General features: G+C 57.2%; 14 protein-coding genes. 4 read left to right on the forward strand and 10 right to left on the reverse strand.

What is annotated here, in order from left to right:
- Window positions 1-12 precede the first annotated feature (12 nt).
- Window positions 13-408, forward strand: a complete 396-nt coding sequence (locus ACF0H7_RS02970; RefSeq protein WP_397451325.1) for a type IV pilin protein — start codon at window positions 13-15, stop codon at window positions 406-408.
- A gap of 52 nt (window positions 409-460) precedes the next feature.
- On the opposite strand, the gene ACF0H7_RS02975 is transcribed toward ACF0H7_RS02970, so the two are convergent.
- The 6 genes from ACF0H7_RS02975 to ACF0H7_RS03000 are packed head-to-tail and all read right to left on the reverse strand — an operon-like array spanning window position 461 to window position 7,747.
- Window positions 461-874 (reverse strand): type IV pilin protein, encoded by a 414-nt coding sequence (locus ACF0H7_RS02975; protein WP_397451326.1) that lies wholly within the window; start codon window positions 872-874, stop codon window positions 461-463.
- Between the two features lie 9 nt (window positions 875-883).
- Window positions 884-5,263 carry a pilus assembly protein gene (locus ACF0H7_RS02980; RefSeq protein WP_397451327.1) on the reverse strand — a complete coding sequence of 1,460 codons (4,380 nt, stop codon included), beginning with the start codon at window positions 5,261-5,263 and terminating at the stop codon, window positions 884-886.
- 24 nt (window positions 5,264-5,287) lie between these two features.
- Window positions 5,288-5,860 (reverse strand): PilX N-terminal domain-containing pilus assembly protein, encoded by a 573-nt coding sequence (locus ACF0H7_RS02985; protein WP_397451328.1) that lies wholly within the window; start codon window positions 5,858-5,860, stop codon window positions 5,288-5,290.
- Window positions 5,857-6,666, reverse strand: coding sequence for a PilW family protein (locus ACF0H7_RS02990; RefSeq protein WP_397451329.1), 810 nt, complete (start codon window positions 6,664-6,666; stop codon window positions 5,857-5,859). Before ACF0H7_RS02990 ends, ACF0H7_RS02985 begins: the two co-directional genes overlap by 4 nt.
- A complete protein-coding gene (pilV, locus tag ACF0H7_RS02995; protein ID WP_397451330.1) occupies window positions 6,663-7,196 on the reverse strand; it encodes a type IV pilus modification protein PilV in 534 nt (177 codons plus the stop codon). The genes ACF0H7_RS02990 and pilV overlap by 4 nt, the downstream gene beginning before the upstream one ends.
- Entirely contained in the window at window positions 7,193-7,747 is a 555-nt protein-coding gene (locus tag ACF0H7_RS03000; RefSeq protein ID WP_397451331.1) for a GspH/FimT family pseudopilin, read from the reverse strand. Before ACF0H7_RS03000 ends, pilV begins: the two co-directional genes overlap by 4 nt.
- A 244-nt stretch (window positions 7,748-7,991) precedes the next feature.
- Here ACF0H7_RS03000 and thiO point away from each other — a divergent pair, with 244 nt between their 5' ends.
- The gene (thiO, locus tag ACF0H7_RS03005; protein ID WP_397451332.1) at window positions 7,992-9,095 is read left to right on the forward strand and encodes a glycine oxidase ThiO; all 1,104 of its coding nucleotides are present in this window, start codon (window positions 7,992-7,994) and stop codon (window positions 9,093-9,095) included.
- A gap of 285 nt (window positions 9,096-9,380) precedes the next feature.
- On the opposite strand, the gene ACF0H7_RS03010 is transcribed toward thiO, so the two are convergent.
- The 4 genes from ACF0H7_RS03010 to ACF0H7_RS03025 form a co-directional block, all read right to left on the reverse strand.
- Window positions 9,381-10,721 carry a sigma-54-dependent transcriptional regulator gene (locus tag ACF0H7_RS03010; RefSeq protein ID WP_397451333.1) on the reverse strand — a complete coding sequence of 447 codons (1,341 nt, stop codon included), beginning with the start codon at window positions 10,719-10,721 and terminating at the stop codon, window positions 9,381-9,383.
- 2 nt (window positions 10,722-10,723) lie between these two features.
- Window positions 10,724-12,313: a sensor histidine kinase gene (locus ACF0H7_RS03015; protein WP_397451334.1), complete on the reverse strand. Its 1,590-nt coding sequence runs from the start codon at window positions 12,311-12,313 to the stop codon at window positions 10,724-10,726.
- On the reverse strand, window positions 12,303-12,542 hold the full coding sequence (locus ACF0H7_RS03020) for a PP0621 family protein (protein ID WP_397451335.1): 240 nt from the start codon (window positions 12,540-12,542) through the stop codon (window positions 12,303-12,305). Before ACF0H7_RS03020 ends, ACF0H7_RS03015 begins: the two co-directional genes overlap by 11 nt.
- Window positions 12,543-12,660: 118 nt before the next feature.
- A complete protein-coding gene (locus ACF0H7_RS03025) occupies window positions 12,661-13,680 on the reverse strand; it encodes an outer membrane protein assembly factor BamD (protein WP_397451336.1) in 1,020 nt (339 codons plus the stop codon).
- Between the two features lie 149 nt (window positions 13,681-13,829).
- Here ACF0H7_RS03025 and rluD point away from each other — a divergent pair, with 149 nt between their 5' ends.
- Window positions 13,830-14,792: a 23S rRNA pseudouridine(1911/1915/1917) synthase RluD gene (gene rluD / locus ACF0H7_RS03030; protein ID WP_397451337.1), complete on the forward strand. Its 963-nt coding sequence runs from the start codon at window positions 13,830-13,832 to the stop codon at window positions 14,790-14,792.
- An 8-nt stretch (window positions 14,793-14,800) separates the two neighbouring features.
- Window positions 14,801-15,538 carry a peptidoglycan editing factor PgeF gene (pgeF, locus tag ACF0H7_RS03035; RefSeq protein WP_397453812.1) on the forward strand — a complete coding sequence of 246 codons (738 nt, stop codon included), beginning with the start codon at window positions 14,801-14,803 and terminating at the stop codon, window positions 15,536-15,538.
- Window positions 15,539-15,678 lie beyond the last annotated feature (140 nt).

Consider the following 15,678-nt stretch of genomic DNA (forward strand, 5'->3'; position numbering starts at 1 on the left):
AAGGAGCGTGTCATGAACGGATTCACCCTGATCGAACTGCTGATCGTCGTCGCTATCGTGGGCATTCTGGGGGCGATGGCCTACCCGAGTTACAGCGATTATGTGCGGCGGGCACACCGCGCTGATGTCACCGGGCTACTCTCTGATACGGCGCAGCAACTGGAAAGGTTTTATTCACGTCACGGGCAATATTCGGATGTTGTGGGACCGCCTTCGGCGACACTCGAAATTACTGCGGGCAATGAGGTGTATCGGGTTGAAGCGGAACGCGATGCAAGGATGTTCAAGTTAGTTGCGACGCCAATCGCGGGGGCGGTGATGGATGGGGATAAGTGCGGGATTTTTATAGTGGATAACGCGGGGCGATTGGCTAATTCGGGACCAGCGGAAGGGTGTTGGGGGCGGTAGAAGGTTTGAACGAAGCCCTGCTGGTCAGGCAGGGCTTTTTGTTATCGGGTTGTTATTGGAAGCAGTTGGTGAGGGTCGAAGTTGTGCCTTGGGTGCCAGCTTGATTGAGGCTCAGGATAGCGCAAGGGTCGCTGCCCTGAACGCCGATCGGCGTTGCCGTGATGGTATAGGTCGTTGATGTTGCGGTGAAGTTAACACTGTATTTACTTGTCGGAGACATAGCCGGGTTGGCGGTATAGCCAAGGCTCGTCATGTCAGTCGCGGCATAGGTGTTGCTTTGCGCATAGAAGCGCTCCAGTCGCGCAGCTGTGTCGGTCAGCATAGCGATCCCTTCCGACCGATAACCATGCTGCACGTGGTTTCTGTAGCTCGGGTAAGCAATCGCCGCGAGGATGCCAACGATGGCGACGACGATCATCAGTTCGATCAAGGTGAAACCTGATTGTCGTTGAATGTTAGTGCGCATACTGAATCCTTAATTCGTAGGGAATGGCATTACGCGCCAGGTTTGGCGGCCAGTGCCTAGGGAACCGGTGTAAACGCTATCGCTGCCAGCGCCGTTAAAAATGGTCCCGTTGGTTGTTGAACTGGCGCTGCCCGGGGAGTTACCGGAAGTGGAAATCAGGGTAAAACCACCGGCCGCTGAGCTGAGTGAACTGACCACCGTGGTCCCGTTAAGTTTATCGTTGTTTGTAATGACGCCATTCTTGGAAAGGTTGAATACCGTAAAAGTCGTACTTCCCCCCGTGGCCGGATCCAAACCATAAGTCCATCCTGTCACGCCAGGCGAGCACACATCGGAGATAGGGGTGCGAGTCGCAATAAACAGAACGCTGCCGACAACACTTAGTGGATCGACCAGCCGCTCGCCCAGTTGCGCGGAGCCCACCTGGAAGTCCAGGTACCAGCCGAATTTGCTGGTCCAGTCCACGGAGGTACTGCTGACCGTTCGCACCGTTCGGGTTGTTGTCCCGAACGTGGCGGGTCCCTCGGTCAAAATGGTCTGCGCCTGCAAGCTGGCGCGGCCCAGGCTGGGTGTGCTGGCTGCCGATTGTGCCGCGGTCTGTTTATCCCACACGCCATAGAGGGTCTGTACGTCGGTACTGGATTTGTCCGCTGAAGTGAAATATCTCCCTGTGCCAAATGTCACGATCACCCCTGTGCCGCTTGGATGCTGGACGAAAGTGGGTGGCGCAGTAATGGACTGTACGGCTGTGTTCGAGACGCTGGCGGTGGCGCTATACAGCGGCGCATTACCGAACGCGACCTTGAAGTTACTGGCGGTTGCGGTTGCGGTCAGCGACCCAGGGCTGATGAGGTCGAAGCGCCACAGGTTGCCTTGCAGGTCACCGGCATAGACGTAGTCAGCAATACCATTGGAGTCTGCATCCAGCACCACGGGTGAAGACAGACCGTTGTTACCACTGACAGAGGTCGCCAGCTTGCTGATGGTCGCGCCCGTGGCCGCGTTCAGAATCAGTAGCGAGGCATTGCCGCTGTTGCCGCTGTAGCCGTTGCCAACGATTACCCCCCAGTTACCGTTGTGCAACTTGGTGATTACCGGTGTCGAGAAGGTATAGCCGAGGTCCGCATCTGTCTGCGAAGTGAACTCCCACAGTAACTGGATACTGTCGGGATTGCTGATGTCCAGCGCAAAGATCTCGCGTCCGCCACCGCCCAATGTGCCTATTAGTATCGTGTGCCAGGCGCCGCCGAAGTAAACATCGGCTGAAACTGGAGAGCCGTCCACAAAGTACCGGTGCAACGATGCGTCCGTGTTATACGTCTTGGATGTCAGGGCATTGAGGTTGGCAATGACGGCTGTTGGAATAAACGCGAACTTCTCAACCCCGGTGGTGGCATCAAACGCATGCAGCATGCCGTCGTTGGCGCCGACATAAACCTGTGCGCGACGACTGGCCTGGGTGGTTTGGAAGGCTGAATAATCCCCGATGTTACCGTCCAGCGTCTCAGCAACCGAAGGCAGGTAACTAGCGGTGCTGACCACTAACGGCGCCGAGTCGATCAAATCACCGATCAGCGTCGCACGCTTGCGAAAGGTGGATGTCTCGTTGCTGGTATCGCCGCGAATGAAATCGACTTGAGACGAAGTCAGGGTTGTCTGCAATTGGACGCCCGCGTAACTCACATTAGCCAGGTTGCTAAAGCTAAAACTCTGGAGCCCGGTGCCTGCGGAGTTGGCCATCATTATATTCCTGCTGCCCCAGGCGGGAATTTGCTGGCTGGCTGTCCAGTCGGTAGTAGTCGATGAAGTCGGCGTGTTTCCCACGGTAGTGGTGGTAATGGTCGATTTGGTTAGGTCACCACTCCAGAAGGTGACATTGAGACTGTTCAAGTACACCGAGTTGGAACTGGTAGTGCCCAGCAACTGGGTCACGGCAGGGGCCGCAACTGAACTGTTGGTCTGCAAGATCTGGTTGAAGGCTTTTGATAATTGAGCTTTTAGCGTCGAGGCGTTTGTCACCAGAAAGTAGTTATTGGGGGTGCCCGACGCATTCGAGTCCCACTGTCCGGTAATTGGCAGGCTACTGGTGGTGTTGCTTGAATCGCCGAAGCCACCCCACTTGGCCGCGTACCATAATGGGTTCTGCAGATTGGTGATAGAGGTAGTGCCTGAGGCAGTAAAGTTACGAGTGTGAGTATCGCTGCCGTTGACGATGACACTGTTTGTTTTTCTGCCAGGCAAGACTGGACAATTGGAGACCGCTACGCATGAGCCTGGAAGTTGTGTCCCGGGCGTGTCAAGAGAATAACGAGTAGTGCTCGACTGGTTGCCACCGCCTGTGACTTCGATATAGATACCATCTTGAGTGGTACCCGAGATCGTATAGCCCATGTGGGATTCAGAGCCAGACACCGAGTACACGGTCTGAGTGGTGACATCCAGCGTGCCGGCTGCATTGACCGCCACCGTATAGAGCACAATGGCGTCCATGTCAAAATCGCAACCTTGGCCGCAATCGTCAAACACAACTCGGAATATAGCCTGCGCTCGTCCCCCATTGACAGTCGTGTCCTGAGGTTGGCCCTGCATGTTGTAGAGTGAGTCAATGTAGAAACCGCTGAATTGCTCGGTAACGCCAGAGCCAGCCACTTTACCGAAAGGCAGTAAGGTAATGGTGCCATTACCTACCGGCATTTGAATTCGTGGCAGAGTCGATGACAGGGCAATGGAGAACGTTTGAACTTTCTGGTTGCCGACGCTGGTAATCGGATTGGTATTGGCGAAATACGCCACCGCCCCTGCATTAAAGGTACCTTGTTTGGTCGGCTCTTCCTGGAGTCCTCTTATCGAACCAAAGCTGGATGCAGATTTTGAGGTCGGGGCGGTATCGCTGAGTGTGGTGGTTTCGCCGATGTTGATGTTCTTGGTGCCCCCGACATCATTGTTCCAAATCGTTGAGCCCAGGCTTGATGCGCTGAATGATTGCAACGCTGTGGTGGGAGAGGGCGCTGCCGTGGTGGTAAAGCTACTACCCGGAAGATCAGAGTCATAGTTAGGGTTGACGTCACTGACCAGCGTCTCAAACGGTTTTGAGCAGCTAGGGTAGGTCGGGTTGGCCGCATTCGCATTGGGCGACGCTGAGTAGGGGTTGGTCCAGGTGGTGAGGCCGTTGAGGCCTACCGTAGTGTCAGCGGCGCCTGACAGATAGCTTGAAGTGGGGGCTGTTGTTCCGCTGAAGTAGCGCAATGTTTCAAACATCATTTCTGCCAGCGGGTTTCCCCAGTTTGGGCAGTTGGAGTTGGGCAAGGAGTTGGTATAGATGTAGCAGGAGGTTGGGCTTAACTTAATATTGTCAAGCGTTCCAATAATGGCGCCTTTAGTATATGTGCCGCCGCTTTGTGTGCCGAAAATTCCCGTGCTCGGATCGATCTCATTGGAGAAGCTCCCCATCCCCTTGCGCAGGGCGCCGCCTTGCAGGTTGTTGGTGTAAGTGCCTGTGATCAGGCCGAAATACATTTGATTACCCTCACCGTAGTCGTGAAGGATGCCGGTGGGTTTGTATTGGCCGTTTGGATAAAGTTTGCAGTTGGTCTCCAGAAGGTTGGGCAGGCACACTTGAACCCTTACTGCAAAATCGTTAGGCGTAACCGGGATATCAACAAAGCTCGTATTCGTAACCGTATTGCCTCCTTGTAACACCTCGCGTGATACCCAGCCATAGATACGGACGTTGGCAATGTTGGGAAGCACTCTCAACAGTGGTGGGAAAGTCGACTCGGTTGTTCCCTGGCTGTTGTTGGCAAATAAAGTACGGTTGCCGCCAGTTGGGTTCGCGAGCGGCGTGTAGTCAGAGAGGTTGTAGCCGTCTATCGTCGGGCTGTTGTATTCCTTGCCCCACGTGTGGGCGTCCGTGGAAATGTAAGCCCGTGAGAGGATGGTTTGTGTCGCCGTATCGACATAGCGATAGCCGCCATACAGTACCTTTCGGAGCGCATCGGCTCGGGACGTAGTCAGGTAATTCAGGTAGTCACCGCTCCAGTTACCTGAGCATTTTTTAGTGGCTGTTACCGATGACGGTGTGAAATAACCATTTCCGTACGTGTAGCATTTATTCGAGTCAAAATAACCCAAATAGGTGATCGAAGGTTTGTAGCGAATATCAATCGAACCGTCGCCGTCCAGGTCGGAGGCGTCGTTGTAGGCAGGGAAAAAAAGCTTATGGTCGCGGCCCACCACCAGCATATTAAGTGGCGGGACGGCATTGTTAACGAACAGCGGTAATTGCGCCGGTACCTGGCTGACCGTCGCCGCTTCGGCGGGTGAAGCACCCAGCGCCAACAAGCCACTTATTGCAATGAAAATGCCTTGAATGGTTTTTGAACTAATCATGAGCTAAATCCAGTAAGGGCATTTTCATTGGTAAGTGCGGGCAATGACGCTGCGCAGAATGATGCGCGGTGTCGTGGTATCGCTGGTACACAAAACGGTTGAGGCGCATGCGTTGACTTCGTAGTACCAGGTGCCACAGCCTCTTGAGGCGCAGGAGTTCACACTGGGTGCCCCGAGTTTCCCCAGCATCACGACGTACCACTGAATTTTGGTCACCGTGGGATCGTACGCATTCGTTACGGTGGCGACGTTAGTTGCATTGGTAAAAGTTGCGGGCGTGTCAATTCTGGTGGTCGACGCAATAAGATCAGACAGTTGCCACGGCATACAGACTGCTGGAGTACAGGTTCTGATTACCGTGGGTGCAATGCCACTGCCAATACTGTTCTCACCAATGCGCAGCCCCGCCTCCGCAGCTTCTGTCAGTATCTTTTGTTCTTTAAGGTTGCCGGTGATACGGGACTCAAGCGTCACTCCACGCATGCTGGAGATGCCCAGCAACGTAATCAGCAGCAGAAAAATAATCGCGATGATCAGTGTCACACCCGATTGTTTACGGGACAGGGCGAGGGCTTCAAATGAAGTGCGAACGGTCATGGCATTTGATTCCTGATCATGACAGTTCCCTGCACGATCTGATAAATCCTCGTGTTGTCGACGTAGTTAGTGCCGTAGCGCGTATTCCAATTGGCCAGCGCTGGCGAGATCGTTGCCGTGTCACGAATGAGGGTCGAGCCGCCGCTGCTTTGTAGCAGTGCTGTGTAACGAACGGCGCCGATGGCTAGCGCTCCAGGAGCGGTACTGAACGAAGTCACGGTTTTGGATGCGCCGCCGCCGGAATCTCCTGCGCCGTAGTCGAAGCGAACATCTCTGACTCCCGTGACCAACTGCTGCGTAGTGCCGCCAGTGGTGCAGGTTATTGAGTTAGTGTTGGTATCGAGTGCAATGCTCTCCACTAACACGGGATTGACCTGGTTATAGGGCTTGATGATCTGCGTCGCTGCCGATGAAGGTAAAGCAGTGCCCTGACAGGCTGTGTCCAGAGCATTGCTGGCCTGATACTGGATGCACAGCGATGTGGCCGACACGGCCGACACGGAGGTTGATTGTGCAAAGTTACAGCCTGTCACCACGCCGCTGCTGGCGGCGAAAGGGAAACGAGGCAGGCTTCTATAGCCCGCCTTGGACAACTCTTGCTCCAGCACAGCCAAGGTAAATCGGCCATTTTCCTGATTGCCCAACTGACTTTGTTGAAACAGATAACTGGTCTGGTTGCTAATAAATATTTGCGTGATCCCCAGTATCAGAAAAGAGCCGATAGTCATCGCGATCATCAATTCGATCAGCGACAGGCCCCGTTGCTGGCGCCGGCTGTTTTTGATGCCGAACAAAAGGTGTTTCATAGGCGTGTCCTGATTTTATAGGTGCACGTCGTTGCGGTACTGGAACCGTCCAGGCAAGCACCGGGCTTAACAGTCCACGCTAGTTGAATTTCTACTTCGCTTCCGCCTGGGCATATGGCGGAAGTTGCGTCTCCAGGGATGGTACTCCAGCAGATATAAAACGAGTTCAACAGTTGGCTGGGGGTGGTCGGCAGCATCGTAGCTGCCTGGGCAGCCCAGCAGCCAAGGCGATCGGGGATGCTGATGGGCGTGGGAACGCACGAAGTTTGCGGTGTCGGGAATGCTGAACCGACCGGCTTTTGAAAGCTCTTGTAATTGGTGGTGCCATCGAAACTGGAACTACGAATCAACTCAATCAAATCATCCGCCAGCATAATCGCGTTATTTCGCTGCACTGAATCCTGGGTATAAGGCACGGCCTTACTTTGCAGGCCGACCATGCCCAACACGCCAATAACGATTATCAGCAAGCTGACCAATACTTCGATCATGCTGAAGCCAGACGATCTGGCGGAGGTGCCGGTGATCAATTGCACTCTCCTGTTGCCGGTGCGACGGTGGAGGGCGAGGTGACGCGACCACTGCCTTGTACCGCGATGAATTGGGTGGGGACGTTGGCGTCTGAGGCGTAGGAAACTTGGAAGCAGGCAGCGGCCGAGGCATTTCCGGTGGGCGAGAAGGTGATGGAACCGACCGTCGCGGCAACCGCGACGCCGTTTCGAAGGCCGCCGGCACCGATATCTCTCAGAACGGTGGAGCCGACGATGCTGACGGTAATGTCACCGTTCCAGGACGCAACGTTCCCGGCAGGCGCCGTGATGATGACTCTTTTACCCCGCGTCACCGCTTCGCTGCGAGAATACTGAAGCAGGTCATACAGTTCGTTGGCGGCGCTGTTCACGCTGCTTTTATGAAGGATGCTGGCAAAGTTTGGCGCCGCAATGGCCGCAAAAATGGCGACGATGGCGACCACGATCATTAATTCGATCAGCGAAAACCCAGCGCTGGTCCCATCAAGGTACTGTGGACTACGAAGGCGGCTTTGCGCTTCTAACTGCCTGACGCGAGAGCCGAAATCCATTTGGGAGAATTCCTTTTTGCGGTCGAAATATCGTGATACTACTCAAATCGAAAGTCCTTAGGTAATAGATGTCCGGGCATTTCAGCAGACCAGTGGCATTTTGACGCTCTGTAAGGTCAGCGTTACGCCCTGCTAAAGGCGTGATCGAACAATTTCTTGCAGTCTGCGATCATGTCTATATTCGTCGTCGACAGCATGTCAGTGCTGGAGCTATTGGCCCTTTCCTTCTTAGCATGAGTCCAAGATGTCCAAGCAGCGGGTAGTCATTGTTGGTGGTGGTGTGATCGGTTTGTTGACCGCGTTCAATCTGGCCTCAGAGGTTGAAAGCGTGGTCGTGCTCGACCGGTCTGGCGTTGGGCAGGAGTCTTCTTGGGCGGGGGGCGGAATTGTTTCGCCGCTATACCCGTGGCGCTACAGCCCGGCAGTCACTGCGCTGGCCCATTGGTCGCAGGATTTTTATCCACAGTTGGGCGAGCGTTTGTTCGCATCCACCGGGATCGATCCTGAGGTGCATAAGACCGGGCTGTACTGGCTGGATCTCGACGACGAGAAAGAGGCGCTGGAGTGGGCGGCACGCCTGGGCCGGCCGCTGAGCGCAGTGGATGTTTCGGCGGTGTATGACGCTGTGCCGGTGATGGGTGGCGGTTATTCGCGGGCGATTTATATGGCTGATGTCGCCAACGTGCGTAATCCGCGTCTGGTGAAGTCGCTGAAAGCAGCGTTGCTGGCGTTGCCGAATGTGACGCTGCTTGAGCAATGCGAAGTCAGCGGCTTTATCCGTGAAGCCGACAAAGTGCTCGGTGTACGCACGGCTTCCGGCGATGTGCTGGGGGATCGTGTGGTGTTGGCGGCAGGCGCCTGGAGCGGCGAGTTGCTGAAAACCCTGGGCGTGGATTTGCCGGTCGAGCCGGTCAAAGGGCAGATGATTTTGTACAAATGTGCGTCCGATTTCCTGCCGAGCATGATCCTCGCCAAGGGGCGGTACGCCATCCCGCGCCGCGATGGGCACATTCTGATCGGCAGCACGCTGGAGCACGAAGGCTTCGACAAAACCCCGACTGCCAGCGCGCTGGAAAGCCTGAAGGCTTCGGCTGTGGAGCTGATACCTGCGCTGGCAGACGCAGAAGTTGTCGGCCACTGGGCAGGCCTGCGCCCAGGCTCGCCGGAAGGCATTCCCTTCATTGGACCGTTGGCGGGTTTTGCGGGGTTATGGCTGAACTGTGGGCACTACCGCAATGGTCTGGTGCTGGCACCGGCATCCTGCCAGTTACTGGCGGACCTGCTGCTTGAGCGCGAGCCGATTATCGATGCGGCACCTTATGCACCGGATGGGCGATTGGCGGGTTGACTCTGATCTGTAGGCGATTCCTATGTTGCCAAGCAACACATATGCCCCTGTAGGAGCTGCCGAAGGCAGCGATTCTGGCGTGCAGCGGCAGTAGGTGTTGAAGGGCGAAGGCCGTTCCGGCCTTATCGCAGCCTTCGGCAGCTCCTACACAAAATCAGGGCCAATCGTAGATTTTTGTCCAGCCACAAATCACTGTGGGAGCCAACTTGATGGCGAGAAGCCGGCCGCGGTGTTTCAGAAATACCGCCTCGCGAACAAGTTCGCTCCTACAGGGGGGAAGTCCCCTCAATCCAACCCCAACTTCTTCAACCGATACCGCATCGACCTGAACGTCAGACTCAGTCGTTGCGCCGCCGCCGTACGGTTCCAGCGGGTTTCTTCCAGTGCCTGCAGGATCAGTTTGCGTTCGATGCTTTCCAGGTAGTCTTCCAGGTTGTCGATGTCCGCGAGGTTCGGTTCGCCGGGGTCGCTGGTGCTCGGGGTGTCGGCCAGGCGCAGGTCGCCGGCTTCGATCTGGTCGTTTTCGCACAGGGTGTAGGCGCGTTCGAGCATGTTTTCCAGCTCGCGCACGTTACCCGGAAAGCGGTAGCTTTTCAGGGTGTCCAGTGCCTGGGCGTCGAGCCGGGCAGCAGGCTGGCCGGTGCCGTCGGCCAGGCGACGCAGGACATTGTCGGCGAGTTGCAGGATGTCTTCCCGCCGTTCGCGCAGGGAGGGCACACGTAGTTCAATGACGTTCAGGCGGTAGTACAGATCCTGGCGGAAGCGTCCGGCGGCCACTTCCGCGCTCAAATCCTTGTGGGTGGCGCAGAGAATGCGCACGTCCACCACGGATTCCTGTTGCCCGCCAATGCTGCGCACGGCCTTTTCCTGGATCGCGCGCAACAGTTTGACTTGCATGGTCAGCGGCAAATCGGCGACTTCATCGAGGAACAAGGTGCCGCCGTTGGCCGCCTGGAATAATCCTGGCTTGTCTTCGACCGCGCCGGTGAAGCTGCCTTTGCGATGGCCGAAGAATTCACTTTCCATCAGCTCGGTAGGAATTGCACCACAGTTGACCGGGACGAACGGTCGGTCGATGCGCGGTCCTTGTTCGTGAATCAGGCGCGCGACCAGTTCCTTGCCACTGCCCGATTCGCCACTGATGTAGATCGGCGCCTGACTGCGTGCCAGTTTGCTGATCTGTTTACGCAGTGTGCGCATCGGCGGCGAGTCGCCGAGCAGGCGTTTGTCGATGGTGTTTTCGCTGCCTTCCGCCGCGTGCATGCGCAGGGCGCTGGACACCAGTTCGCGCAAGCGATTGAGGTCCACTGGTTTGGTCAGGAAGTCGAACGCGCCGGCTTTCAGCGCATTGATCGCGGTATCGAGGCTGCCGAAGGCGGTGATCATCGCCACCGGCACCTGCGGATGACGCTGCTGGATGTGCTGCACCAGTTCCAGGCCATTACCGTCGGGCAGGCGCATGTCGGTAAGGCACAGGTCGAAGGGTTCGCGCGCCAGCCAATCGCGGGCTTCCTTGACGTTGCGGGCGCTGCGGGTGTCGAGTTTCATCCGGCCTAGGGTGATCTCAAGCAGTTCGCGGATATCCGGTTCATCATCGACGATCAGGATTTTTTGCCGTGGGCTCATGTTCAACTCAATTTCAGCGGATGGGCGAACGTAATGCGGAAACAACTACCGCCGCCGTCTCGGGGTCTGTAATCCAGATGTGCCTGATTGCTTTCGCACAGCTCGCGCGAAATATAGAGGCCCAGACCGGTACCTTTGCTTTCCGTAGTGAAGAAGGGTTCGAATACCTTGCTCAGCTGCTCGGTGGCTACCCCAGGACCGTCATCCATCACTTCGATGATCGGCAGGTCACTGATCGGCTCGTGCAGTAATGTTAGCCAAACTTGAGCGACATCGTGGAATTTGCCGCTATAGCGCAAGCCATTCTGCAGCAGGTTGGTCATCACCTGGGTCAATTGCTCCGGGTCCATGCGCGTGGTCAAGGTGCCGGTGCCGATGTCTACGTGCAGTCGTTGATTGGCTGTCGCCGCGCCGCGTACCTCGCTGACGAACTGCTCAAGCCAGCCCTTTAGATCCAATAGCTGCGGTTCGGCCTGACGTCTTCGAGACAGTTGCAAGACGTTTTCGATCACCAGATCCATGCGCCGGGTTTGATCATGAATGATTTGGCTCAGGCGTTGATCCGGCGGGCTCAGTTCTTCGGATTCTTTGAGCAGTTGGGCTGCATGGCTGATGGCGCCCAGTGGATTGCGAATTTCGTGGGCGATCCCGGCGGTCAGGCGCCCCAGCGCGGCGAGCTTGAGTTGCTGCGCTTGTTGGGAGATTTCCGACAGGTCTTCGAGAAATATCAGAGTCTGACGTTGGCCATAGCGGTTCAGGGCAATGAAGCTGGGTTGCAGTTCCGGTCCACCGGCGGCGGTCACCACGCTGTGCGAGCGCAACATCGGGTTGAGTAGCCATTGGCGCAGACGCTCCACCAGTTGAGGGGAATAGCCGTCGATTTCACCGATTAAATGGTCCTGTCCCAGTAGGTTTAAAGCGCCCTTATTGGCCAGCAACACCCGGCGCTTGGCGTCCAGCACCAGAATGCCGGTGCGCATCCGTTGCAGGATCAGCGCGTTGAGCTCTTCCAGGTTGTCGACGTCTGCTGCACGCTCTTCTGCCAGTGTTTCACTGAGGCGCATGCGTCGGCTGAGTGCCTGTACCAGCAGGGCGGCCGCGAAACTCAGGGTGCCCAGCGAACCGGCTTGCATGTAGTAGTTGGAGATCGGTGCTCGATCGAAGCTGAGGTAAAACGTCAGGTAAATAATGCCGCTGGCCGCGACGGCGGCGATCATCAGGCCACTACGGCCGCGCAGCAACACGTTACTGATGGCCACAGAAGCGATCAGCAGGTTGCCGATGCCACTGGGCGGGCCGCCGCCGGCGTAGAACAGTGCCGAGAGCATCACGACGTCGGCCAGGGCCAGGCTGAAAATCTGCGTCGAGTGCTCCGGCTTGTTCAGCAGCACGCCGACCATGATGTTGACGATCAGGTACACCCAGCAGCCGGCGCGAAACAGCCTGGCGTTGACCAGCTCCAACAACTCACCGTCCAGATTGCTGGAGATCAGCAGGACCAGGGTGACGCCGATGGCCAGGCGATAAAGGTGGTAAAGCCGAAGAATGCGTTGCGCCTGATCGCTGCTCAACGACAGTCGATCAGCGGTCACGTGAACCCGGGCCTTGCTCCAGGTGCGCCTGGGTGCAATACCATTGCTGTTGCAGGCTCAGCGCGCGGTCGCGGGGCAGGTGAACACCGCAGTGGGCGCAGCGCACCATCGGCGCGGCGACAGCCTCAGGCGGTTGTGCGCCTTTGCGCGGCTCGGGCTTTTTGCCCATGCGTTTGAAGAAATACACGGCCGCCGCAATCAAGGCGACCCACAACAATAAGCGAACCATGTCTACCAGCTTTTCGAATGAAGATTCGGCAGTGTAGCCAAGGACTTGTCGGGCGCACAGCAGAGAAATCAGGAATAAAAAAAGAGACCCGAAGGTCTCTTTTTCCAGCGCGACTGAATCAGTCGAAGACGCCGAAGGTCATGTAGCTGAACCACGAACGATCCGTACTGTTGCTGCCAGTCGCTTCGTGTTGTTCTTCTTTCACTTGATCCTGGTTCTCTGGCAGCAGGTCGGCGGGGATCGAGTCCTTGGCATCCTGGTACTGCTTGAGAACGTCCTGGTTGGCGCGGGTTTGACCCGGCGGCAGCGGCGGACGGCTTTCGATCAGACCCAAGGTCGCTTTCGACAGCCACGAACGGTTGTCGGCCTCGGCAAGCCGCGGCACGAACTGGCCATCGACCAGGCTTGGGCTGTTCGGGTAGTTCAGCTTGAGGATTTCCAGGCTGGTGTTAGCCAGTTCGTCCAGGTGCATACGCTGATACGACTCGACCATCACTGCCAGGCCATCAGCCACGGATGGGGTTTCCTGGAAGTTCTCTACGACGTAACGACCACGGTTAGCCGCTGCAACGTACGCCTGACGGGTCAGGTAGTAGTCCGCTACGTGGATTTCGTAGGCTGCCAGCAGGTTGCGCAGATAAATCATGCGCTGCTTGGCGTCGGTCGAGTAACGGCTGTTCGGGTAACGGCTGGTGAGTTGCGCGAACTCGTTGTACGAGTCACGTGCGGCGCCAGGGTCACGCTTGGTCATGTCCAACGGCACGAAGCGGGCGATCACGCCGACGTCCTGGTCAAACGAAGTCAGACCTTTGAGGTAGTAGGCGTAGTCAACGTTGGGGTGTTGCGGGTGCAAACGAATAAAACGCTCAGCCGCCGACTTCGCAGCTTCGGGCTCACCGTTTTTATAGTTGGCGTAAATCAGCTCAAGCTGTGCCTGATCGGCATAGCGTCCGAACGGATACCGCGATTCCAGCGCCTTCAACTTGTTGGTTGCACTGGTATAGCTACTATTGTCCAGGTCGGCCTGCGCCTGCTGGTACAGCTCGACTTCGCTCAGGTTTTCGTCGATGACTTCTTTCGATGAACAGGCAGCGGTGAGTGCGAGGATGGCGATCAGCAGCAGGTGTTTCACTTGCATGGCGGCTTGCGTCCCTATGACGGCCGGCTGTCTTGGGCGTGGCCGTCCTGTTATGATGGGCGCCCCGCGGAACCCCCGGGGCAAAAGACGCCGTATTTAACCACAAGCGCGCCGCCGAAACCAAAGGCCTCGCGCCTTCTAGTCTGGTCATGTCCGAAAATATAGAACTTAGCGCAGAGGTGCCGTCCGAACTGGGTGGTCAACGCCTCGATCAAGTCGCCGCACAATTATTCGCCGAACACTCGCGTTCGCGCCTTTCCGCCTGGATCAAAGACGGCCGCCTGACTGTGGATGGGGACGTTTTGCGCCCTCGTGACATCGTGCACGGTGGCGCTGTTCTGCAGCTTATTGCAGAGCAGGAAGCCCAGGGTGAATGGGTGGCGCAGGATATTGAGCTCGATATCGTTTACGAGGACGATCAAATCATGGTGATCAACAAACCGTCTGGTTTGGTGGTTCACCCCGCGGTGGGTCATGCTGATGGCACGCTGCTCAACGCTCTGCTGCATCATTTTCCAGACATCGTCAACGTGCCGCGCGCCGGTATCGTGCACCGTCTGGACAAGGACACCACCGGTCTGATGGTGGTGGCCAAGACTATTGAAGCCCAGACAAGGCTCGTAACACAGTTGCAGAGCCGTACGGTCAGCCGGATTTATGAGTGCATCGTCATCGGTGTGGTCACGGCCGGCGGCAAGATCGACGCCCCGATTGGTCGTCACGGTCAGCAACGCCAGCGCATGGCGGTCATGGAAGGCGGCAAGCAGGCGGTGAGTCATTACCGCGTGCTCGAGCGTTTCCGCTCCCACACGCATGTGCGGGTCAAGCTGGAAACCGGTCGTACCCACCAGATCCGCGTGCACATGGCGCACATCAACTTCCCGTTGGTCGGCGATCCGGCTTACGGCGGTCGCTTCCGTATTCCACCAGCGGCCAGTGCCACCATGGTCGAGTCGTTGAAACACTTCCCGCGTCAGGCGCTTCACGCGCGTTTCTTGGAACTGGATCATCCGATCACCGGTAAGCGCATGAAGTGGGAATCACCACTGCCCGATGATTTTGTCTGGCTGCTGTCGTTGTTGAAGCAGGATCGCGAGGCGTTCATCGGGTGAGTACCTTCGTGACGGATTGGCTGATACCCGACTGGCCTGCGCCGGCCGGCGTCAAATCGTGCGTCACAACCCGCGCCGGCGGTGTCAGCGTGGCACCGTTCGACAGCTTCAACCTCGGCGATCATGTGGATGACAATCCCGAAGCGGTGGCCGCTAACCGCCTGCGACTGACCTCAAACCTCGGCGTTCAGCCGGCGTGGCTGCGTCAGGTGCACGGTGTGGTGGTCGCGGATGCCGACCCTCGTCAAGTGGTCGAAGCGGACGCCAGTTTCAGCGATCAATCGGGTGTTGCCTGCACGATCATGACCGCCGACTGCCTGCCTGCGCTGTTTTGTGATCGCGCCGGGAGCCGTGTTGCTGCGGCCCACGGCGGGTGGCGCGGTCTGGCGGCGGGCATTCTGGAGGCGACGGTCGAGCGCATGGCGGTGCCGGCGAGCGAGATTCTGGTCTGGCTTGGCCCGGCCATCGGCCCCGGTGCGTTCGAGGTCGGGCCGGAAGTGCGTGAAGCCTTTATCAGCACTCACCCTGAAACCATCGAAGCGTTCGTACCCAGTCGCAATCCTGGCAAATTCGTGGCCGATATTTATGCCTTGGCGCGCCTGCGTCTGGCGGCCTGTGGGGTCACGGCGGTGTATGGCGGTGGTTTCTGCACGGTCAGCGATTCACGGTTTTATTCCTATCGCCGGAGCGCTCGCACCGGTCGCTTCGCCTCCCTGGTCTGGATCGAGCAAGACGCTTCGCGGTAACCGCGAGGCTTCGTTCGGCCATCATCTGCCGGTCAGACTACGCTTTCTCTTCATAAGAGCTGACTTGCGTCAATCAAACGGCGCTTGAATCCTGCAGAATCGACCGCATCTAGTGGGCTATCCAGCAGGTTTTCTTTATT

Origin of the sequence: Pseudomonas sp. NA-150, from assembly GCF_044336365.1 — a bacterium.
Lineage (GTDB): Bacteria > Pseudomonadota > Gammaproteobacteria > Pseudomonadales > Pseudomonadaceae > Aquipseudomonas.